The organism is Olegusella massiliensis, from assembly GCF_900078545.1.
In the GTDB taxonomy this organism is placed as follows: domain Bacteria; phylum Actinomycetota; class Coriobacteriia; order Coriobacteriales; family Atopobiaceae; genus Olegusella; species Olegusella massiliensis.
This window is the reverse complement of sequence record NZ_FLLS01000002.1, coordinates 793703-815824: the sequence shown is the minus strand read 5'-3', so window position 1 is coordinate 815824 and position 22122 is coordinate 793703. Positions and strand designations below refer to the sequence as shown.

The 22122-nt window shown below is 49.8% G+C and carries 18 protein-coding genes and 1 tRNA gene; 14 read left to right on the top strand and 5 right to left on the bottom strand.

Translation table 11 applies throughout. The features are described 5' to 3' along the window. The first annotated feature begins 10 nt into the window (after positions 1 to 10). The 6 genes from serS to BN4314_RS03865 all read left to right on the top strand — a co-directional run bounded on the left by serS (position 11) and on the right by BN4314_RS03865 (position 5700). A complete protein-coding gene (serS, locus tag BN4314_RS03890) occupies positions 11 to 1297 on the top strand; it encodes a serine--tRNA ligase (RefSeq protein ID WP_068539894.1) in 1287 nt (428 codons plus the stop codon). A gap of 65 nt (positions 1298 to 1362) precedes the next feature. After that, the gene (locus tag BN4314_RS03885) at positions 1363 to 2025 is read left to right on the top strand and encodes an LbetaH domain-containing protein (protein WP_068539893.1); all 663 of its coding nucleotides are present in this window, start codon (positions 1363 to 1365) and stop codon (positions 2023 to 2025) included. Positions 2026 to 2036: 11 nt separating this feature from the next. Next, positions 2037 to 3386, top strand: coding sequence for a hemolysin family protein (locus tag BN4314_RS03880; protein WP_068539892.1), 1350 nt, complete (start codon positions 2037 to 2039; stop codon positions 3384 to 3386). Positions 3387 to 3452: 66 nt separating this feature from the next. Then, positions 3453 to 4163 carry a hypothetical protein gene (locus BN4314_RS03875; RefSeq protein ID WP_068539890.1) on the top strand — a complete coding sequence of 237 codons (711 nt, stop codon included), beginning with the start codon at positions 3453 to 3455 and terminating at the stop codon, positions 4161 to 4163. Between the two features lie 86 nt (positions 4164 to 4249). Further along, complete coding sequence (locus BN4314_RS03870; RefSeq protein ID WP_068539888.1) at positions 4250 to 4711, top strand: YtxH domain-containing protein; 462 nt, start codon at positions 4250 to 4252, stop codon at positions 4709 to 4711. Positions 4712 to 4821: 110 nt separating this feature from the next. Beyond that, positions 4822 to 5700, top strand: a complete 879-nt coding sequence (locus BN4314_RS03865) for a PRC-barrel domain-containing protein (RefSeq protein ID WP_148424856.1) — start codon at positions 4822 to 4824, stop codon at positions 5698 to 5700. A 93-nt stretch (positions 5701 to 5793) separates the two neighbouring features. On the opposite strand, the gene BN4314_RS03860 is transcribed toward BN4314_RS03865, so the two are convergent. The 3 genes from BN4314_RS03860 to tadA form a co-directional block, all read right to left on the bottom strand. Then, positions 5794 to 7107, bottom strand: a complete 1314-nt coding sequence (locus BN4314_RS03860; RefSeq protein ID WP_068539886.1) for an Nramp family divalent metal transporter — start codon at positions 7105 to 7107, stop codon at positions 5794 to 5796. A gap of 3 nt (positions 7108 to 7110) precedes the next feature. Next, entirely contained in the window at positions 7111 to 8946 is a 1836-nt protein-coding gene (locus BN4314_RS03855; RefSeq protein WP_068539884.1) for a magnesium transporter, read from the bottom strand. A 281-nt stretch (positions 8947 to 9227) separates the two neighbouring features. Further along, positions 9228 to 9689: a tRNA adenosine(34) deaminase TadA gene (tadA, locus tag BN4314_RS03850; protein WP_068539882.1), complete on the bottom strand. Its 462-nt coding sequence runs from the start codon at positions 9687 to 9689 to the stop codon at positions 9228 to 9230. A 138-nt stretch (positions 9690 to 9827) separates the two neighbouring features. Here tadA and BN4314_RS03845 point away from each other — a divergent pair. The 8 genes from BN4314_RS03845 (at position 9828) to BN4314_RS03810 (ending at position 19714) form a co-directional block, all read left to right on the top strand. Further along, positions 9828 to 9917: transfer RNA gene (locus BN4314_RS03845), tRNA-Ser, on the top strand. A 304-nt stretch (positions 9918 to 10221) separates the two neighbouring features. Beyond that, positions 10222 to 11835, top strand: a complete 1614-nt coding sequence (locus tag BN4314_RS03840) for a helicase HerA-like domain-containing protein (RefSeq protein WP_068539880.1) — start codon at positions 10222 to 10224, stop codon at positions 11833 to 11835. 120 nt (positions 11836 to 11955) lie between these two features. After that, complete coding sequence (locus tag BN4314_RS03835; protein ID WP_068539878.1) at positions 11956 to 12912, top strand: homoserine O-succinyltransferase; 957 nt, start codon at positions 11956 to 11958, stop codon at positions 12910 to 12912. 10 nt (positions 12913 to 12922) lie between these two features. Further along, on the top strand, positions 12923 to 13915 hold the full coding sequence (locus tag BN4314_RS03830; protein ID WP_068539875.1) for a LacI family DNA-binding transcriptional regulator: 993 nt from the start codon (positions 12923 to 12925) through the stop codon (positions 13913 to 13915). 363 nt (positions 13916 to 14278) lie between these two features. After that, on the top strand, positions 14279 to 16243 hold the full coding sequence (locus BN4314_RS03825; RefSeq protein WP_068539873.1) for a PTS beta-glucoside transporter subunit IIBCA: 1965 nt from the start codon (positions 14279 to 14281) through the stop codon (positions 16241 to 16243). A gap of 92 nt (positions 16244 to 16335) precedes the next feature. After that, on the top strand, positions 16336 to 17286 hold the full coding sequence (locus tag BN4314_RS03820; RefSeq protein WP_021734647.1) for a carbohydrate kinase family protein: 951 nt from the start codon (positions 16336 to 16338) through the stop codon (positions 17284 to 17286). 57 nt (positions 17287 to 17343) lie between these two features. Next, a complete protein-coding gene (locus tag BN4314_RS03815) occupies positions 17344 to 18867 on the top strand; it encodes a glycoside hydrolase family 32 protein (RefSeq protein ID WP_068539870.1) in 1524 nt (507 codons plus the stop codon). A 40-nt stretch (positions 18868 to 18907) separates the two neighbouring features. Then, positions 18908 to 19714, top strand: coding sequence for a Cof-type HAD-IIB family hydrolase (locus BN4314_RS03810; RefSeq protein ID WP_068539869.1), 807 nt, complete (start codon positions 18908 to 18910; stop codon positions 19712 to 19714). Positions 19715 to 19789: 75 nt separating this feature from the next. On the opposite strand, the gene BN4314_RS03805 is transcribed toward BN4314_RS03810, so the two are convergent. Both BN4314_RS03805 and gtfA read right to left on the bottom strand, forming a co-directional pair. Beyond that, positions 19790 to 20689, bottom strand: coding sequence for an HAD-IIB family hydrolase (locus BN4314_RS03805; protein WP_068539867.1), 900 nt, complete (start codon positions 20687 to 20689; stop codon positions 19790 to 19792). A 14-nt stretch (positions 20690 to 20703) separates the two neighbouring features. Beyond that, positions 20704 to 22119: a sucrose phosphorylase gene (gene gtfA, locus BN4314_RS03800; protein ID WP_068539866.1), complete on the bottom strand. Its 1416-nt coding sequence runs from the start codon at positions 22117 to 22119 to the stop codon at positions 20704 to 20706. Positions 22120 to 22122 lie beyond the last annotated feature (3 nt).

Below are 22122 nucleotides of genomic sequence, written 5' to 3'. Positions count from 1 at the left end.
GAGGGACGCGATGCTCGACATCAAATTTGTTCGTGAAAATCCTGACGCGGTAGATAAGTCTTGCGCAGATAGACAGAATGCTCACTGGGACCGCGAAAAGTTTTTTGAATTGGATGAGCAGCGCCGCTCGCTGATTTCTGAGGTTGAAGGCTTACAGGCCGAACGCAACGCTCGTTCCAAAGAAATTGGCCTTCTTATGCGTGAAGGAAAGCGCGAAGAGGCCGAAGCTGCGAAAGCAGCTGTTGCTGCAAACAAGGATCGTATCGCACAACTTGACGAAGATCGTGGGGACGTGGAAAAGCAGCTCTTTGACTTGGTTGCTGCTATTCCCAATATTCCAGACCCCAGTGTTCCCTATGGTAAAGATGACTCCGACAATCCTGAGGTCCGCAAATGGGGAGAGCCCAGGCAATTTGACTTCACCCCCAAAGCTCACTGGGATTTAGGTCCCGAGCTGGGTATGATCGATTTTGATCGCGGCGTCAAGATTGCTGGCTCGCGCTTTTATTTGCTGGGTGGCATGGGCGCCCGCATGGAGCGTGCGTTAATCAACTTCATGCTAGAAACTCATGCAAAGGCAGGCTTTAAAGAGTGGTGGCCACCTGTTCTGACCAACTATGATTCGCTTTTTGGCACCGGTCAGCTACCCAAATTTGATGAGGATCTTTTTCATGTTTCAGGCGGAATGTATCTGATTCCTACGGCCGAGGTCATGCTTACCAACATTCACCGTGGTGAAATCTTGGATGGTTCTAAATTACCCCTGTGGTACACCGCCTTTACTCCTTGCTTCCGTGAAGAAGCGGGCTCTGCTGGTCGTGACACTCGTGGCATCATTCGTGTGCATGAGTTTGACAAGGTAGAGATGGTCAAATTTGCTCGACCCGAAGATTCTATGAACCAGCTGGAATCTATGGTCGAGGAAGCAGAGCAAATATTACAGCTGCTAGGCTTGCCCTATCACGTAGTAACCCTCTGCACGGGAGATATCGGATTTTCTGCTCGTAAATGCTATGACATTGAAGTGTGGTTACCGAGCTACAACAACTATAAAGAGATTTCCAGCTGCTCTAACTGCTGGGATTTCCAAGCTCGCCGCGCTGGCATTCGCTATAAGGATCCGGCGGAATTTAAGGGCACGCGTTTTGTTCATACCCTTAACGGCTCCGGCCTTGCTGTTGGTCGTACGATGGCAGCCATTATGGAAAATTACCAAAACCCTGATGGCTCCATTACGATTCCCGAGGCACTGCGCCCCTATATGGGTGGACTTGAAGTTATCAAGCCTGAGGATTAGTCGTTATTTAAGCTTTGAGCACTGTAGATCTTTGTAAGTGGTAAGGAAAAGGGAAGGAACCCAAAATGCAAGCTCGCATTTCGGACCTATTTGATTTGTCTCATAGTATTGCGGGAGATTATCTGGCAAAGTTTAAGTGTCCTTGGGAGGCTCTTGCAGGTATCAAGGACTTTATTCTTGAGTTGGGCTCTAAATTGCCAAGCAGTGAATACGAGCAGATTACAGAGCACGTATGGGTTGCTCGTGATGCCAAGGTGTTCGATTCCGCTTTTCTGGGGGGACCGACCATTATCGATCATGAGGCACAAGTGCGCCACTGCGCTTTTGTGAGAACCAGTGCCATTGTGGGTAAAGGTTCTGTAGCAGGCAATTCCTCCGAACTTAAAAACGTCATCATTTTTGATAATGCAGAAGTTCCTCATTACAACTATGTGGGCGATTCCATCTTGGGTTGGCATGCTCATATGGGTGCAGGCGCCATTACCTCCAACCTTAAGAGTGATCGCAGCAACGTGGTAGTCAAGGCGGATGACGAGCAAATCGCAACCGGCCTACGCAAATTTGGTGCCATGCTGGGTGATTGGGTTGAGGTGGGATGTAATAGTGTCCTCAATCCTGGTACGGTTATTGGTGCACATTCGCGTATTTATCCGCTCTCGCGCGTGCGCGGCTTTGTTCCTGCTAACCACATTTTTAAGGACCCCGACCACATCGTCCCCTTGAACTAGAGGCCCCCTATATGGATATTGCGCTTAGTATTTTTGTCACCATTCTTTTGACGCTTGTCAATGGGTTTTTCTCGATGTCAGAGATGGCCTTGTCGACTGCTAAAAAAGCCGTGCTTGACCATGAGGCAGAAGAGGGCGATACACGCGCGGCTGAGGTTTCTAAAACCATTGAAGATCCGGGCGATTTTTTGGCTGCTATTCAGGTGGCAATTACACTGGTGGGTTTTGCAAGCTCTGCTTTTGCGGCAACCAATCTGTCGACGCCCTTTGCAGCCTGGTTGGTAGATCGTGGACTTGTGGCATCCACCGCGAGGGTTTTGTCACCCGTTCTTATCACCTTGGTGGTTTCTTATCTCTCCATTGTTGTTGGTGAGTTGGTTCCCAAGCGCATGGCAATGGCAAATGCCGTAGAGGTTTCTAAAAGTGTGGTTGGCTTTCTTAATGGGTTTTCCAAGCTGGTAAAACCGCTCGTATGGTTTACCTCGGCTTCTGCCAATGGGCTTGCAACTGCTTTTGGCATCAAATCTGCTGACGATCGTCTTGATGTTTCTGAAGCTGAGATTCGCTATATGGTCACCGACTCCGATGAGCTCACCGAAGAAGAAAAGTCGATGATTCATGAGGTAATCGATCTAGGTGACACCATTGCTCGTGAGGTTATGGTACCGCGGGTAGATATGACAGCGCTTGAGGATACTACGAGCCTGCGCGAAGTGCTTAAGGTTATGCGCCGTACAGGCTATTCTCGCATTCCCGTGTATCACGACACAGTTGATCGTATCGTTGGCATTGCGCACATCAAAGATATTATTGAGCCCATTATTGATGAGTCTGCTGAAGACGAATCCATCTCAGGTTTTATTCGTTCGGCTAATTTTGTGCCCGATACGAAAGACATCATCCCGCTTCTTTCTGAAATGCAGTCTAGTCACGATCAAATGGTCATCGTTGTGGATGAATATGGTGGCACGGCGGGCGTGATTACTATTGAGGACATAGTGGAAGAAGTTGTTGGTGAGATTGAAGATGAGTTTGATCCCGACAACAAATATCTAACGCAGTTGAGTGAAAATGAATGGCTGGTAGATGGTCGTTTTTCCATTGAGGATGCCGCTGATTTGGGATGGCCTATTGAAGACTCAGAGGAGTACGAGACCGTTGCAGGTTTTGTTATCGAGCAATTCGATCGCCTGCCTCATCCTGGCGAGACACTCGAGCTGGAAGGCTATGTCTTCCGCGTGCAATCTACGCGCGGGCGCCGTGTCTCGATGTTGCGCGTGAAAGCTCCACAAAAAGACACTTCCGTTGACGGCAAGATGGCAAGCTCAACAGATGAGAAGGCAACCCAAGCACTACAATAACGACAGAGATAGATGGTGTGCACTGAAGCAGTAGCGAAGAGTTATCAAAAATAGCGAGGAGACGATATGTCACAGTTCTTTGAGATTACGCGCGTCGAGGTGGGTTCGCGCAAGCTTACTGCGCGTGTGCATCTTGCTGACGATGCCCCCCTGATGACGAGCGACGACCTTGAAGGCACTGCTCGTGTGTACTACCTGCTTCCCCACATTGTTGATCATGTATGTTTGGGTGATAGCAGCAAAACTTTCAAGGATGTGATGGGCAATACCGAACTTGCACATCTTTTGGAGCACACAGCAGTAGAGCTGCTTGCGCAGACTGATATTGCAGGAGACACGCTCTCAGGTCGTACGTTTGCAGTCCCTGACGATCCGCGTGCTTGGGACATCGAGCTCGTTTGTACAGATGACGTGTTGGTTGCAGGGGCTTTGGTGAGTGCTTCTTGGTTATTGCAATGGGCATACACCGATGGTTCAGATCCTAAGCCCGATGTTAAGGCGACTGTTCAGGGTCTGATTGCTATGGTTGAAAGCCTCGATACGACAGATGAAGACGAGAGTGTTGTTGAGGAGGAGTCGAAGTCTGTAGAAGAAGAGCCCGAAGCGATGGATGATGAGGAGCCTGAGCTAGAGGAAGATGAGGACGCGAATCCCGAAGCGATGGACGATGAGGATTCTGAGCCAGAGGAAGATGAGGACGCAGAACTTGCAGAGCAAAAAAATACCTCTGCTGATGATCTGCTGGACTCAATGCCTGAACCTCGGATTTTACGTTAAGGCTACTGATTTATTCCAACGTGGGTATACTTATTTTGGAGTTTGAGAATAAGTCCCGAGGGGGCTTACTGACAGGAGGAACTTCCATGAGTGCTAAAAACGTTGCAAGTCTTCTCTGCGGAACCCTCGTTGGGGCTGCTGCTGGCTTTGCCGCTGGTGTATTGCTGGCTCCCCGTACGGGCGCTGAAAGCCGCGCCATGGCAGCCGATGCCGTAAATGACGTGTGGGATACCGCTGTTGATTCCTATGAGCGCGGTGCTCGTATTGTCAACGAGAAGATGGCAAGCACCAAGGCTGATCCAGGAGCTGCGACAGATGAGCTGCGTGCTAAGGTCGATTTGGCCCGTCAGCGCATGGACCAGATTCGCGATTCACTCTCAAGTGCCGTAAGCAGCACCTCTGAGCAGGTTCAAGATGTCATGCACACTGTTCAGGACAAGGTTGCTGCCGCAGCGGATATGCCTGCTGAGGCTGAGGCTGCTGCCGAGGGCGTTCACGTTGAGGTAGTTTCTGAGGATGAGGATTCCAAAGAGGATGACGCCGAGTAAACAGCTGGATTTTAGCCTGCGTTTTGCTTCATAAATAACTGAGGGACACTATCGAGCGATGGTGTCCCTTTCTCCATTTACTTTGATGTGTACTTTTGAACGGAGCCCCCATGCTTCAGGCAAACAAGCTGTATAACACAGCGGTTTATATTCCTCGCGATGAGCGTGGAAAATTGACGACGCCCGAAAACGCCTCCGATAAAAAACCTTTACGTATGGGCAAGGTTCATATGGCGGTATTTGCGCCTGGTGGCAAGCGCTTGGTGGGGTTTTTGGTTAAACGTCGCGATGTGGCAATGATGTTTAAACGTGAGGACGTCTTTTTGGCGCTGGACTCCTGTGAGTTTTACGCAGATGGTATTTATGTCACGCGAGTAATGGAAAGTTTTGATGATAAGGCACGGAGCCGCTTAGGTCTTGATTGGGATAACTGCATTCTCTGGGAAGGCATGGATGTTAAGACCAATACGGGTCGAGAGCTGGGCTATGCCAACGATATCGCCTTTGATGAGCACACCGGTGCGGTTAAAACTTTTTTTGTAGGTGATAGCGGCGCGGCACGCTCTTTGGTAGGGTCGGTCGAAATCCCTCTTGAGATGCTCTGCGGTTATCAAAAAGGTTTCATGATTGTTGATGAGGAAGCAGCGCATTTAGGACTTAACGGTGGTCTTGCTGCCCAGGCAGGTGAGGCGACAGCTCGCGCAAGTCTAGCGGCACAGGAAGCGGGTAAACGTCTAGGGCAACAAGCAACTCAGGCGGTGGATAAAGGCTCGCATGCCTTAGGCAAGATGATTGGCCAAACCAAGCGTGCGGCGCAAGATTCACTGGCTGTTGCTGAAAAGTCCTCTAAGGAAAAAAAGGCTTCTCATACCCGTAAGCCGGATAAGAAATCCAGTGATAAAGCCGCTCGTGCGGTAGGTCGTCAACTGGGCAAATTTGGCTCGATGTTCGGCTCGTTTGCGGACGAATATAAAAAGTCATCTAAATAAAGATGACTCTCAAAGAGCTGCGTGCGCTTCTATCCTAAAGAAAAACAAAGTTTTCTGCCGCACAAAGCCTACGGTCCCAGCTTTGTGGGGACGCTACACACCTGCCGCTTGCAGCGCAAACATTATTGCTGTCAAAACTATGACCGTAATAATGGTAAACCACGTCAAGAGTGTCCATGCCTTGCCACTGACATGTTTTCCCATAATGTGACGGTCGCTTGCAATATTTACCATGCAAAGAAGCAAAACAGGCAATAGCACGCCGTTGATAACCTGTGCAGCCATCATGATGCCGAAGAGATTGACACCAGGAATCAAAACAATGCCGGCAGAAAGGAGAGTAATTGTTGTAATGATGCTGCGATAAGCGGGAGCTTCTGCCCAGCTACGGTCGGCTCCACGCTCCCAGCCAAATGCCTCACATACAGCACTTGCGGTAATGCCAGGAAGTACACAGGCTGCCAAAAATGACGCCCCCACAAGGCCAGCCGCAAACATAATCATGGCATAGCGACCAGCAAAAGGCACCAGCGCCGCAGCGGCGCTTGCCGCGTCATTAACGGGCGTACCTAGAGGCAAAACGCTTGCGGTGGTGAGCACAATAAACCATGCAATGATTTGTGAAACAAGAGCACCAGAGACATTATCAGCGCGCTGACCGGGGATATCGCGCGCATCAAGGTTTTTTTCGACCACGTTGCTTGAGACCATAAAGATCATATAGGGCGAGATAGTAGTACCAATACTGGCAACTAATAGTGAGATGTAGGCGGGATCCCCTGACATCTGCGGAATGACGGTACTGACAAGTGCTCCGCCCCAGTCCTTACAGGCAATGGATCCAGCGATGATGTAGGTTACAAAAACGCAAGAAATAGTTAGTAAGATTTTTTCAATACGACGGTAGGATCCTGACATTGCAAGCAACCAAGAAGCGATAGCGGCTACCGGTACCGACAACTGCAGAGGCACACCAAAAAGCAGCATTCCCGAGGCAATTCCTGCAAACTCGGATAGGGTAACGGCGAAATTAGAGATGATGGTTGCTGCCATTGCGACCGCAGAGATGCGGATACCAAATCGTTCACGCACCAGAGCTGCAAAACCCTTGCCAGTGACGCAGGCCATACGTGCTGAGGTCTCCTGTACCACCATTAACAACAGACAGGTTATAGGAATCGACCAAAGCATTCCAAAGCCATAACTTGCACCTTCAGTCGAAAAAGTTGCAATACCACCCGCATCCATACCTGCAAGTGAAGTAAGTATGCCGGGGCCCATGGCAGCAAGAATTGCTGCCAAACTAGCCTTGTTTGTGCTTGCTGCATTGCTGTTAGAGCTTGACTCGCTATGTTCGCCAGATAGATCGTGCTGTGAATTTTTTCTTTGCTTGATAGCTTCTGTCATACGCTACCCCGCAATTCCTACGCCGCACACATTGATGAGGGCAAGGAACATAATGAGCGCCGCACTCAGCGCAGCTACGCTCAGTGCGAGCCCCGAAGTTTCTTCGTTTTTGTTATCGCGGTGCCGCAAAATCAGTAACCAAACGAGGGAAAGTGCAAAAGATGCTATGACCGTGCCAGCACCTGCAACAAAACTATAGCCAACGGCATCACCAAGAATTGCAAACTCATGAGTGAGATGAAGTGCAGGCAGCAAAAGCTTGCTCGTTATTATTAATACCAAGCCAAAGAGCAATCCAATTCCGATTCCTTTAAGGAAGAAGCCCACAACAGAAGGGCTGTCTTCGTCATCAGAGTTGTACTTAAGAAAGAAATTCGTTGCGTAGCTCGCTGCAGCGTCGGCGAGTATAAGCGCTGCGGGCAAGACGGTTGTTGATGCAAGCGCAGCAGGCATGCCAAGGCTCTCACCAAAAAGCGCAATACAGGCGACAATACCTGCAATCCAAAAAGGAAGCCAAAGATTACGTACAAGCATAATGAAGAGGTCTTGCGGACGGTCGCTTGTGTCGCTACGCGGAGCACCAGCAATTTGCAGGTCTTCGGCATGCTCCTCTTCCATAACATCAAGTGCATCGTCAACGGTGACAACACCTAACATCTTACCCTTGTCATCCACCACAGGCATTGCAAGGAGATTATATTTGGCAATACCTTCGGCAACATCTTCCTGGTCGTCATCGGGGTTGGCGGTGATGAGCTCATCGGAAGCGAGATCTTTGAGATGAGTACCCTCTGTTGCAACAATGAGATCGTTGAGCGAGATGGCGCCTGTGACCAAACCTTCCTCATCCTCGACATAAAGATAGCGAATGGTTTCAAAGTCCTCGTCAAGTCCGCGCATCGCCTCTACTGCATCAGCAACGGTTGCATCCTCAGGCAGCGAGAGAAACTCTGAGGTCATGATACGTCCAGCGGTATCCTCGCGATATCCCAACAGCTGACGTACCGCCTTTTGTTCTTTGATGCCCATCAAGGCAAGAAGTTTTTCTGCCTTATCGTAATCAAGTTCGCTTACAAGTTCAGCTGCGTCATCAGGGTCCATCTCGGATAGCATGCGAGATGCTGAACGTTCGTCCAGGTCCCCCATAATCTCAGCAGCCTTGTCCTCATCAATTTCTGCCATTGCATCGGCGGCCTGCTCATCATCCAGCTGAGCAAAAACTTGACCACGCAAGCGTGGATCGAGACGCTCGATAATGTCTGCGATATCGGCGGGATGCATATCGTCAAGCGTCTTGTGAGATACCGAAAGTTTTACATCCGATAAGTCGCGGTCAAGCAGGTTCATGTAGTTCCAAGCGATGATACGCTCGGGTAAGGACTTGCCAAAGGTTTTTGCGAGTTTAAGGGCTATAGTCTCGAGGTGAGGGGAGAGGGTACGCAAAAGACCGCGCACGCCTACCTCAGCACCCAGCAGCCGTAGCTGGGAGGAGCTGGTATCTGAAAACTTAAGATCGTTGACGCGAACAACACGCATGCCGCGGGTATCTACAATTTGTTTATCCAAGAGATCACGTGCAATAAGAACCTCATTGGGCTGGAGATACGAGAAACGAATATCTGTTTTGATAACCCTCAGACGTACTTCGGATTCATCAAAGGTATCAACATACTTGCGCCAGGAAATCATGAAAGGCGTTTTGCCTGGTCCAACGATTGCAAGGCTGGTAACGCGAGGAAACACCTCACCCGTAGCGATTCCAAGGTCGTTGACTCGACCAATCTGCTCACCTTCGAGGTCGTATACAGGGTTTCCTACCATTTGAGAGAGATAAATCATAAAGGGACTCCTTGGCTGGTTAGGGCAGTAAAGCTCAGCTGCGGCTGCCGACGAGTGGCACCCCAAGATGTGACCAGCAAGGACACCCTGGGGTCATCGACTGTGAGGTCGAGGTTTCATCGATGGCCTTTCTATGTGTGCGCACGACGGCGCAAATTGCTTTCCATAAAATATTGTACACGCCGATTTTAGACCGTTAGCGCAAAATGGGCGTTTACCGCGCATGCATGCAAAAAAAATTGGATATGGCAGAAGTTGGGCAGCTAGCTTTGCAATGCAGCTTAGTTCTTTTTTCGCCTGTCTCGAAAAAAATTTCTGAGTATCTGTGCCGATTCTTCTGCGCAGATACCAGCAGTTACAGTAAAAGCATGATTGAGACGTGCATCATTACTCAGATCGTATAGCGTGCCAAGGGCGCCGCCTTTGGGGTCAACAGCTCCATAGACGCAACGGTCAATACGAGCGTTAATCATCAGACCAGCACACATAAAACAAGGTTCTAAAGTTACATAGACGGTACAACCCGTGAGACGCCAACAGCCAAGTTTATGCGCCGCTTCTTCCATAGCAAGAAATTCTGCATGTGCTGCAGGGTCTGCATCTGTCTCTCGGCGATTGTGAGCGCGTGAAATGAGCTTGCCATCTGCGACGAGACAGGCACCGATAGGCACCTCGCCTTCTTTTGCTGCCACAGCAGCTTCTTCAAGTGCAATGTGCATCCAGTATTCGTCGATCTCGCTCATCTTTGCTCCTACGTTGCTACGCGCAATTTATTATGTTTCCTAATGTAGCTAATGCGCTCTCTGTGCAGCAATTATCAGTACTACTATGATGTCGCGCACACGCAAAAAGCTCTTGCGCTAGGATAGTGCACATCCTTTGGAGGGATGGCAGAGCGGTTGAATGCAACGGTCTTGAAAACCGTCGGGCGCGTTCGCGTCCCGAGAGTTCGAATCTCTCTCCCTCCGCCAGCATGTTCAACCCCGTCTACCTGGCGGGGTTTTTTATAGCCCGTTGCATCTAGGCATACAAGTGCTCTTGCACCGAGAAAGCGCAACTAGATATACACTCTTTACTATATTCTTAGTTTTGAACGCAGCTTTGGTTGAATCATATGCGTCAGTAGCCATTGCGCTAGGCGATAAATCGGTTCGAATGAAGAGCGAGTTCGAGCAGCACGCAGGTTCGAGTAGCACACAAGATTGTATGAGACGCGGATCTGAGCTGCATATGGCCACAAGGAATGCACGGGTTTGAAAGATGAAAGGAAGCACTATGTATACCAGCGAAGGCAAAATTTTGCTCGCACAAGGCACTCGACCTGTCTACCTGCTTCCCGAGATGTGCAATCGCCATGGCCTCATTACAGGAGCTACAGGCACAGGTAAGACAGTAACTCTCAAAGCAGTCGCTCAGAGCCTCTCCGATGCAGGTGTTTCAGTGTTTTTGGCTGATATCAAAGGTGATGTTTCTGGAATGGCGATGGCAGGGCAGATGAGCGATAAGCTTGCTGAGCACTTTAAACAAACGGGTGTCCCGACTCCCGATTTTCACGCAAGCCCCGTGCATTTTTGGGATATCTATGGTGAGCAGGGCGTGCCCGTGCGCACTACTATCAGCGAGATGGGCCCCCTCTTGCTTTCACGCTTGCTGGGGCTTACCGATGTGCAGGAAGGCGTGCTCAATATTGTCTTTCATGTGGCTGATGACCGTGGGTTACTCCTGCTTGATCTCAAAGATCTACGCGCTATGGTTGGCTGGGTGGGCGAACATGCAGACGAGCTCAAACTTGCCTACGGAAATGTATCCAGTGCAAGCGTGGGTGCTATTCAGCGCGCGTTGCTGCAGCTAGAAGATGCGGGTGGTACAAGCTTCTTTGGTGAACCAGCTATTGATATTGCTGATTGGATTGGCACTGATGCTGACGGGCATGGTTTTGTCAACATTTTAGATGCCGTGCGTCTTGTGCAGTCCCCATTGCTGTATTCGACCTTCTTACTTTGGATGCTCTCCGAACTCTATGAACGTCTCCCCGAGGTTGGGGATGCTCCTCTGCCCAAAATGGTCTTTTTCTTTGATGAGGCACATCTGCTTTTTAATGATGCACCGCGCGCGCTTGTTCAAAAAGTGGAGCAGGTAGTTAAGCTCATCCGCTCCAAGGGTGTAGGCGTATGGATGATTACTCAAAGCCCCGCTGATATTCCTGAGGCAGTGCTAGCGCAACTGGGAAATCGTATACAACATGCACTTAGGGCATACACTCCTGCCGAGCAACGAGCGGTTAAGGCTGCGGCTGAAAGCTTCCGTGTAAACGCAGCATTCGATACCTCAAAAGCTATCGGTGAGCTTGGTACAGGCGAAGCTCTGCTGAGCGTTTTGGATGCCAAAGGTATTCCTGAGGTTGTCGAGCGTGCCTATATTGTTGCGCCAGGGTGCTCAATGGCGGCGGCTCCCGCTGCCGACCATAGTTATCTGACCGCAAATTCACCTTTTGCCACGAAGTATGGCACAACTGTTGATCGCGAAAGCGCCTATGAATTGCTTAACGCCAAAATAGCAGCTGAGGCCCAAGCAGCAGAAGATGCGCAAAAAGAAAAGCTTGCTGCTGCCCAAGAGGCAAAAGCCGCGCGTGAACAAGAAAAAGAAGAGGCGCGACAAGAGCGTGAAGCAGCACGCGAAGCAGAGCGCCAAGCTCGAGAAGCTCAGCGAGAGGCAGAGCGCGAGGCTCGAGAAGCGAAAAAGGCGGCGGAGAAGGCAGCAGCCAAGGCAGAACGCGAGGCTGAGCGACGCCAGCGGCAAATTGCAAGTATTGGCGTCTCTGTTGCTCGTACTGCTGCAACAACTTTGACTCGGGGTTTGCTGGGAAGCTTGAAGAAAGGCCTTTTTTAAGCTTCAAAATGGAAGTTCCGTCTTATAAAAGTCACGCGTTTGCGTTACAGTGTGACAGCTCGTGCGTTGTGTACGGGCTGATGATTGCTGATATTTTGTACATTGCGAGGGGAACCACCCATGCCTATTAATATTCCAGACGGTCTTCCGGCCAAAAAGACCTTGCACGAAGAGCATATTTTTGCGTTGGAAGAAGAGATTGCAGACGCTCAGCATATTCGTCCGCTTAAGGTGGCCATCCTCAATCTTATGCCCACCAAGATTGAGACCGAGACGCAAATTCTTCGCCTCATCTCAAAGACACCCCTCCAGGTAGACTGTGATTTTATGCGCGTGTCGACTCATAAGTCCACACACGTTTCAGCGGATCACCTGGTCAAGTTTTACGATACCTTTGATGCTTTTCGGGATAAAAACTACGACGGTCTTATTATTACAGGCGCCCCCGTGGAGCAGATGGCCTACGAAGAAGTGGACTACTGGGATGAGCTCTGCGAAATCATCGATTGGAGTCAGGAGCACGTCTTTTCCACCCTCTATTTATGTTGGGGTGCACTGGCAGGCCTCTATCATCTCTATAAAATTCCCAAGCGCCAGCTAGGTGCCAAACTTTTTGGTGTGTTCCCACAGCGACTTTGTGATGAATATAGCTTCCTTACTAATGGTTTTGATGAGGTGCATCATATGCCACACTCTCGTCATGCCGCTATCGATGTGGGCGAGTTGGCTCAGCATCCTGAACTTCACGTACTCTCTGAGGGGTTTAGCTCGGGCCCTGCTCTTATTGCTTCGCCAAGCTTTCATGAGATTTATGTCACAGGTCACTTTGAGTACGGTCGTGATACGCTAGCTGATGAGTATTGGCGTGACTTCCATCAAGGATTGCCTATTCGTCTGCCCGAGAACTACTTTCCTGACGATGATCCCGAGCAGCAACCCATCTTTACTTGGCGCGCTCATGCCAATTTGCTGTACCGTAACTGGCTCAACTGGGTCTATCAGATGACGCCATATGAGCCTGAGCGTATTCCTGAGGTAATCCGCGAGCTCCAGGTGCAGCATACCGAGAAGTTCTAAGGAGCAGGGTATGACCATCAATGAGATTGCCCAGATGGCAAATGTTTCGCGAGCCACGGTATCGCGCTACCTCAATGATGGTTATGTTAGTGAGGAAAAGCGCGAACGCATCGCTCGTGTTATCGAGCAGACAGGATATGTACCCTCGCGACAGGCGCGTACTCTACGCACGGGCAAGACGCATTTTGTAGATGTCATCATTCCCAAGATTAGCTCCGAATCCATTGGACGTGAAGTTGCGGGCATTACCTCTATTCTTAGCGCTTCGGGTTACAGTACTGTGCTTGCTAATACCGATGGTGATGTGGATAGCGAACTATCCTATCTCAAGTCCTTTATTGAGCAAGGTCAAAGCGACGGCATCATTCTCATTGGTACGGTTATTACTGATGAACATAAGAAACTTTTTAAAGATCTCCAATTACCCTTGGTGGTGTTAGGACAGTGCGTTACAGGCGTTAACTGCATTTACTTTGATGATTACAACAGTGTCTACGATCTCACTTTGTGCTGCACGGTAGGAAGTAGTCACCCTGCCTATATTGCGGTTCCCGAGCGGGACTATGCGACAGGCTATTTGCGCCGCAAAGCCTTTCTTGATGCGATTGAACATCAGGGTTTTGATGCGGCAGCAGCGCCGATTGAACAGGGAAAATTTAACGCGTGGTCTGGTTATACCTGTGCCACCAAAATCATGGAAGCCCATCCCGAAACCGATGCAATTGTGTGTGCAACCGACGAGATCGCCGCCGGCGCTCTGACCTATTTGCGCAACAAGGGCTACAGGGTGCCAGACGATATCCGCGTGACCGGTCTGGGAGACTCTACCCTCGCTAAAGTAGTGAGCCCCAGTTTGACCACGGCTCATTACTACTATCGCACGAGCGGCGTTGAGGCAGCTCGCATGTTGCTTGAGGCAATGGAGCAAGGCGAAGCAGCTCCGCGCGAAACCAAGATGGGTTTCAAGCTTGTTCTGGGGGACTCCACCCAGCGTCCTGATTGAGGGATGGGTTCTTAAAATCGGCGTAAAATGCCGTTCGCATGTGTGTTCATAGGTCCCACCTTTTAAAAACGCTCAGGAGCTGCATCTTAGTTATAAAAGTAATCCTTTCTTTCCGGGGAGCTAGATGCTAGCAACATATAGACATCAACATTTTTACAACAAGGAGTCGCGGTGTAAGTTCTGCTGCTCTGACAAGAGATAAGCGAGAACGCCCTACCATTCGCCGAAAAAATACTACCGTTCGTACGCGCTCGGCAAATGGTGTGCACTTTGTGAAGACATCAGTTTACTCTGGTAAGGAGTTGTGAGAACGATTTCACACAAGCCTAAGACAGTTTTCTGTTGAAGGAAAAGGGAGGAACTATGGCGTTGGATTACAAAGAGGCTGCAAGGGCTACGTTGGAGGCGATAGGAGGCGCGTCAAATGTCGTGTCTGCTGCTCACTGCGCCACCCGTCTGCGTCTCGTAATTGCCGATAACGGCAAAATTGACAAGGAGAAACTCGAAGATATCCCTGGTGCAAAGGGTAACTTTGAGGCTTCTGGTCAGCTGCAGATTATCTTTGGTACAGGCACCGTCGATAAAGTCTATGACGAATTTACCAGCCAAGGTGGCATCTCTGCAGCCAGCAAGGCTGACGTGAAGGCGGCTGCTGCCCAGAATCAAAACAAGTTTATGGCGGCCATCAAGGTTCTCTCTGACGTATTTGTACCCATCATCCCTGCAATCGTCGCCTCTGGTATGCTCATGGGAATCATGGGAGCAATTCCCTTCCTCTTCCCAGGCGTTGACCTTTCAGGCAATGTGTACTGGAAGATTGCAGGCTTGATTAATGCGTGCGCACTTGCAAACCTGCAGATTCTTCTCGGTTTTTCTGCTGCTACCGTCTTTGGTGGCAATCCTTATCTCGGCGCATCACTGGGTGCCTTGCTTATTAGCGGTGACTTCATCAACGCATATGCCGCGTCGTCTGCAATCGCTGATGGCTCGATGATTCGCTTTGATGTTATCCCTGGCGTCTATAACATCGATTGGGTTGGCTATCAGGGTCACGTTATCCCCATTCTTGTGGGCGTCTGGATTCTTTGCTTCTTTGAGAAGCGTCTTCACAAGATTGTTCCCGAGATGTTTGACCTCTTCCTGACACCACTGCTCTCTGTTGCTGCAGCTGCCTATATCACCATTCTTTTCATCGGCCCAATCTTTGTATACCTTGAGAATGCAATCCTTGGTTTGCTGATGGCTTTGCTCGCTATGCCCTTAGGTATTGGTAATGCAATTATCGGCCTTATCTACAGCCCCTCAGTTGTTACTGGTTTGCACCAGATGTATACCGCTATTGACGTTTCGATGATTGCCCAGCATGGCGTTACCTACTGGCTACCTCTTGCCTCTGCGGCAAACATCGCACAGGGCGGTGCCTGCCTAGCTGTTGCACTTAAGACGAGGTCTGACAAGACCAAGGCGTTAGCCATTCCTTCAGGCATCTCCTGCCTGCTTGGTATTACTGAGCCTGCCATCTTCGGTGTTAACCTGCCCAAGGTCAAGCCTTTTGCCGCAGGCATGGTTGGTTCTGCAGTTGGTTGCGTGATTTGCTACTTCACCAACCTTTCCGCAGCTGGCACCGGTGTTACGGGTATCTTTGGTATTCTGCTTTGCATTGCAAATCCCGTGGGCTACATCATCATGTTTGCTGCCGCCTTTGCAGTTGCCTTTGGTATCACCTGGACCATCTACTCTGATGACGCTGATGTAAAGAAGCAGGGCAAAAATCTGCCCGAGCAGGCTATAGCTTCCACTCAGGCTGCTGCCAACCAGACCGCAGTAGTTGCTGCAAGTGTTGCCCAGTCTAACCAAGGTGTCGCTGCTCTCACCGATGCTGAGGTTATTTATACTCCTTGTGCAGGCCAGGCAGTCGCTCTCGACCAGGTATCTGACCCTGTTTTTGCTAGCAAGGCAATGGGCGATGGCGCCGCAGTACTTCCTAGCAATGGCAAAATATATGCCCCTGTGTCTGGCACCATTACCGTCCTTGCTGAAACTGGCCATGCAATCGGCCTGCTTTCCGATGAGGGTGCAGAAATTTTGATTCACATTGGCATTGACACCGTCAACCTCAAGGGTGCTCCCTTTACGCCGCATACTACCGTGGGTGCAGCAGTCAAGAAGGGCGACCTGCTGATGGACGTTGACCTTGGCGCTATTAAGGCAGCTAACCTTGATACGATGACCATGGTCATTATTACCAACACCGATGAATACAAACAGATCAATACTCATACCGGTGGCACGGTTAAAGCTGGTGCCCCGCTTATTGAGCTCACGTAAGGTGCTTGGCTAAGAATGAGCAACTGTTGGGGCGGTCGCTGCGTGCGACTGCCCCTTCTTGGAATGAAGAACTCTTAAAAAAGGAGCACGTCATGATTGATGTTACTGCCCTCGGTGAAGTACTTATTGACTTTACGGACGCAGGTATTTCTGACGCTGGTCAAAAACTCTTTGAACGCAATCCTGGCGGCGCTCCTGCAAATGTGCTAGTAGCACTACAGCGTCTAGGACATCAGACCGCCTTTTTGGGCAAAGTTGGCGCCGATATGCATGGCGAGTTTTTGCGCGCTACGATGGTAGCCAACAATATTGATGTACACGGTCTTTTGGTGGACCCTCATTACTTCACGACGCTGGCTTTTGTTGCGCTTGATGAGCAAGGAGACCGCTCTTTTTCCTTTGCGCGTAAGCCCGGGGCAGATACGCAAATTTCTGCAGAAGAGGTGCATTCTCAGATTATCGAAGAGAGCAAAATCTTTCATATCGGATCGCTCTCACTGACCGACGAACCCGCTCGTGCTGCCACCTTTGCAGCGCTGGAGACTGCCAAGGCTACTGGTTGTGTGATGAGCTACGATCCTAATTATCGCGCCAACCTTTGGCCTGGTGTTTCTGCTGCTATAGAGCAGATGCGTGCTGTGTTGCCCTACATGGACATTATGAAAATGAGTGACAACGAGTGCGAACTATTAACCGATATTGCTGACCCTGCGGAGGCCGCAAAAAAGATTGTGTCAGGCAATGTTGACGTATGCTGTGTAACCCTAGGTTCTGAAGGTGCATTGGTATGCACCAAAGACGGTGTAGCTACGGTTCCTCCATTCAAAACCGAAGCTGTGGACACCACAGGAGCGGGGGATTCATTCTGGGGAGGCTTCCTTGCTGCCTTCTTAGAGAGTGGTTTGACTCCTGCAGACGTTATGCTCGACGATGCAAAGAAGATGGCTCGTATGGGCAATGCGGTAGCTTCACTTTGTGTTCGCAAGCGTGGTGGTATCCCTGCGATGCCTGAGCGTGCCGAAGTGCTTGAGGTGCTTACCTAAGCTCTATGGAGTACCAGCACTTTTGTATATACGCTATATCCGAATCGAGGGCGCACCATGGCTGTAGATATCAACTGGAACCCTAAGCATAATTGGCGTTTGAGATTCCATCTGCAAACTCCTACAGGCGGTTTAACTGATCCTAATGGCTTGTCACAGCTCAATGGTGTATATCATTGGTTTCACCAATACACACCAAGGTGGCCCGCAGTCGGCCACGGTTGGGGTCATTGGACAAGCACGGATCTCATTAATTGGACCTTCCATGGTGAGGTGATTCGCCCCGATTGCGAGCTTGACCGCAATGGTGCCTATTCTGGCTCTGCACTCGTCAAAGACGGTAAGCTTTGGTGCTACTACACAGGCAACGTGCTTGAGCCTGGCGATTATGACTATGACTTTGCCGGACGTCTAGCCAACGAGAATCTCGTCATTTCTGAGGACGGTAATAATTTTAGCAAGAAGGTCTGTGTGCTCGACAACGCGGGCTATCCTGCCTATTGTTCCAATCATGTGCGTGATCCCAAAGTGTGGGAACAGGACGGTTTTTTGCACATGTTGCTGGGTGCGCGCACAATGGACAGCCGTGGAGCGGTTTTGCTTTATCGTTCAAGCGATGGTTATACATGGGAGCTAGAAGGCTCAGCAACGGCCTATAGCAAAAGTGGTTTTGGCTACATGTGGGAGTGCCCTAATGTAGCGCGTCTAGGGAATCGCGAGTTTCTTTTCGTTTGCCCTCAAGGTGTCCCCAAGCAGCCTTTTAAGTATCAAAACATTCACAACTGCGGTTACTTCTCTGTGGATGGCAAGGTCATTGATTTGCTTAGCCAAGATGCGGACAAGATGGATGCAACGGAACCGTATGCCTGCTTTGATGAGAATGATTTTGTCGAAACGGATTATGGTTTTGATTTTTATTGTCCACAGATTTTTGAAGATGAACAGGGGCGCGTGCTCTACGTAGGCTGGATTGGCCTGCCAGACATCGAGTTTCAGTATGAGACGCCAACGCGCGAGTGGATGCATACGCTGACTCTACCACGTGAACTTTCGCTGAATGAAGCAGGTCGGGTGTGCTTTTGGCCTGTTAAGGAAACTGAGGCACTGCGCGAGGATCCTGTGGAATTTAGTGCAGAAGCAGCTCCTGGGGCTACGGGCTATGTTGGTTCGCAGACGGTTTGCGATATGTTTGATGTAACAGGTGCACAAGCTGCATACTTCCCCAATGGCACAGCCGATGTGTTAATTGAAGCTATCCAAGGTGAGGGTCGTGTGATTATTGGCTCTGATTTGGAACTTTTCTTGCATGGGGATATGCTTGAGCTGGACTTCCAAAGTCCGTCGGGGCGCTGGCGCACCAACCGTCGTCTACCACTTTCTGCCCTCAGTGCGGGTCGTGTTACCGATTTGCGTATTTTGGTGGATACCTCGGTCATTGAGATTTATATCAATGGTGGGGAAAAGACCATGACTACGCGCTGGTATCCCCTCGATATTAAAAACCTATACGTGACATCAACTTTACAGGCCCAGTACTCGGCGTGGGAGATGGGTGCTTTTGGCTTTGCAAATGTTGGGTAAGCTCCAGATAGCTAAGGTTTGCGCTATAAGGAGCTAAGCCGTGAAGCCAAAAATTGTTTTTTCTGATGTTGACGGTACTTTCGCAGATAAAGATCATCAGCCCATAGCAGCAGATGCGCCTGTTGTTCAAGCGCTCGTTGCTATGGGTGTACCTGTGTGTTTGGTGTCTGCTCGTCCACCTCAGGGCCTCCGTCCTTTTCAACGGAGCTTGGGTTTTGAAGGACCGATTGTGTGTTATTCAGGGGCGTATGTGTTGGACGAGATGGGGCGCACTCTTGCGAGTGAAATCATCCCTATAGACGAAGCACGGGAGATTTATGCCTATCTTACGGAGAGCTTACCGAATATATGCGTAAATACCTACGGATTTGATGAGTGGGTTGTGGCCAATCCTGACGATCCTCGTGTGAAACACGAAGAAAAACTCATACATGCTTGTGCACGTGCATCGACCGATATCGAGGGGATATTTTCTGCTACAGGCGTCCATAAGTTTTTGTTGATGGGCGACCCTGATAATATCTGCGCAGCAGAGCAGAGTGTGGGCGAGCATTATCCCGATCTCAATGTGGTTCGCTCTAGTGAGACGCTTTGTGAAATCATGAGCAAGCGCGCATCGAAATCAGCAGGTGTTGCTCGTTTGTGTGAGCATTTTGACCTGCTTTCTGATGACGCAGTTGCTTTTGGTGATGGCTATAACGATTTGGATATGATTGGGGCTGTTGGCAGAAGTTTTGCTATGGCAAATGCGGTGCCTGCAGTAAAGGCAGCGGCGACTGATGTCATCGAGTGGACCAATGATGAGTCCGGTGTCGCGCGTACCCTTGCTAAACTTTTTGAACTTTAATCTCTCAATTTAACCGTAAAAAGAAGGGTGTCGCAGAAATATGCAGCACCCTTCTTATCGTTATGTATGGTGATGCTAGACTTCGTACCACTTGCCTTCAAGCGCGTGCTCGAGCCATTTGGCAACGCCGTCTTCCCACATGCTATCGACGATACACGTGGCCTGAGCTTTGACTTCATCAGAAGCATTGCGTACCGCCACAAAGGTACCTACATAAGGCACCATAGGCAAATCATTGCCCGAGTCACCAAAAGCTACAAGTTGGGACTTGTTGAGGCCAAGCTCCTTGCGTATCCATTCGATGCCAGAACCCTTTTCAACACCTTTGAGCGTAATCTCAATTTCTGTGGGAGTTACCGTGGCAATCTGCAAATCACCGCGCTTCTCGAGCTCGGCCACATTGCAAGCAAGTTCTGTTGCTGTGTCAAAGCAGGCTCCCATTTTTTCGACAAAGTTCGTCTTGTCATCAACTGCCAGGATTTGAGCTTCGATGTCTTCGACGGTAAAACGATTGGGCTGGCTTGTGATTTCATCGCTAAGACCCTCATCGCTTAAGGTACTTTCGCTGTCGATGCGATGTACCGCTTGGGTCATGTAGGATACGAGGCGATTTTCAAAATAAGCTCCTGTTGAGGTGAGCGCATTGAGGCCCGCACCGCGGGAATGTAGCCAATGTGTCAGCTCAAGTGCCATAGTGCGGGGAATTGCTTTGCTTAGCAGGTGATTGCCATCCGCATCAAGAATTTGCCCACCATTGACGGTGACGTAGTAGTCAATGCAGGGAAGTTTAACCACATCGGGCACGATGGGAAAGTTACGACCCGTGGAGATCACGTTGACACAACCTGCCGCATGCACTGCTTCCATTGCAGCAATGGTGCGCTGAGAGATGTAGGTTAAATCCAAAATAGTGCCATCTAGGTCGTAAAATGCCGCACCAATACCTTGGAGATTGTGCGAGTTTGCGGGTAGCATGTACTGCTCCTTTGCTAAGAATGCGAAATCTCAAAGCTGTGCGTGGTCAAGTTGGCAGTAAGTTGAGCCCAAGCATCGCCTGAGCTGCGGCGGATGCAAAGCTTATCCTCCGTTGCACTCACTTCGAGTTCACCTTCGATATCAAAAGCGGGATGAGTATTGCGCAGTTCCATCATCTCGAGCAGTTTGCGTACAACAGGGCGCTCTACCTCATGTTCAATCTCACCGACGCGGTAATAGTGGCGATTGATATTGCGACCTTCCTTGGTAGATTCGAGTAGCTCGATATCATTACTACCTGCAAGGAGACCTACGTAGTAGACCATGGGTACGCCACGTGCAAAGAACTGAATTGCGCGTGCAAGCAGATACGCATCATCATCGTTACCCAGCGCCGAATAGTAGGTGGTATTGATCTGATAAATGTCAAGATTGTTGTACGCCTCGGTGTTGTATACCTTCTTTACATTGGCACCTTCGGAGAACATCTTTTCTTTGGTGTAGTCAACTGCCTCGTCAGGAAGCAGGTCCTTGACATCAACAATGCCAAGGCCATCATGGGTATCAAGGGTGGTGAACTGGTGCTTGGGAGTCATTTTGAGCCAATTAGCAAGATAGTTACCCTTGCCGGAGTAGAGAGCATGCAGAGTCAGTACGGGTAGAGCAAAGTCGTAAATCCAGTATCCCTTATCGGCAACTTGCATCTGAATGCTGTAGTGCTCATGAATTTCAGGCAGCACCATGACTTGGTATGGGTCAAGCACCTCTTGCATGCTTTGAAGCAGTCTAGTGGTGTCAGGCTCAACAAAAAAGCAGTTACTTCCTGCTTGTTTGGCGGCATATGCAAAGGCATCTAAGCGAATGATGGATGCATTATTTTGGGCCATATGTACGAGGGTTTCGCGGAAAAAGCGCTGAGCGCGCTCAGAGCGAATGTTGATGTCAATTTGCTCCTCGCCAAACGTGCACCAGACATCCTCTTTGCTGCAGTCAGCAAATTCTGCCACGATGCTTGGAGCTTTAGGCTTGCGTTTGTAAATGGCATCAATCTGCTCCTGGGTAGGGGCTCCTCCTGGCCAAAAGTCTTTGTAGCGGATGAAGAAATCGGCAAACTCCGAGTCGTCTTTCTTCTCCAAAAAGTCTTGGAAATAGGGCGACTGGCGGGAGATGTGGTTAATCATAAAGTCAAACATCAAATACCGACTCTCGCCTATACGGCGCACATCATCCCAGCTACCAAACTTAGGATCGACGATGTCGTAGCGCATAGGCGCAAAACCACGGTCAGCAGAGCTGGGGAAGAAGGGCAAGATATGCACCCCGCCAACAGCCTTGTCAAAATACTGAGTAAGCACATGCTCAAGATCTTGGAGATTTTCACCGAGACTATCGGCGTAGGTGATGAGCATGATTTTGTTTTCGAACTTCATAGG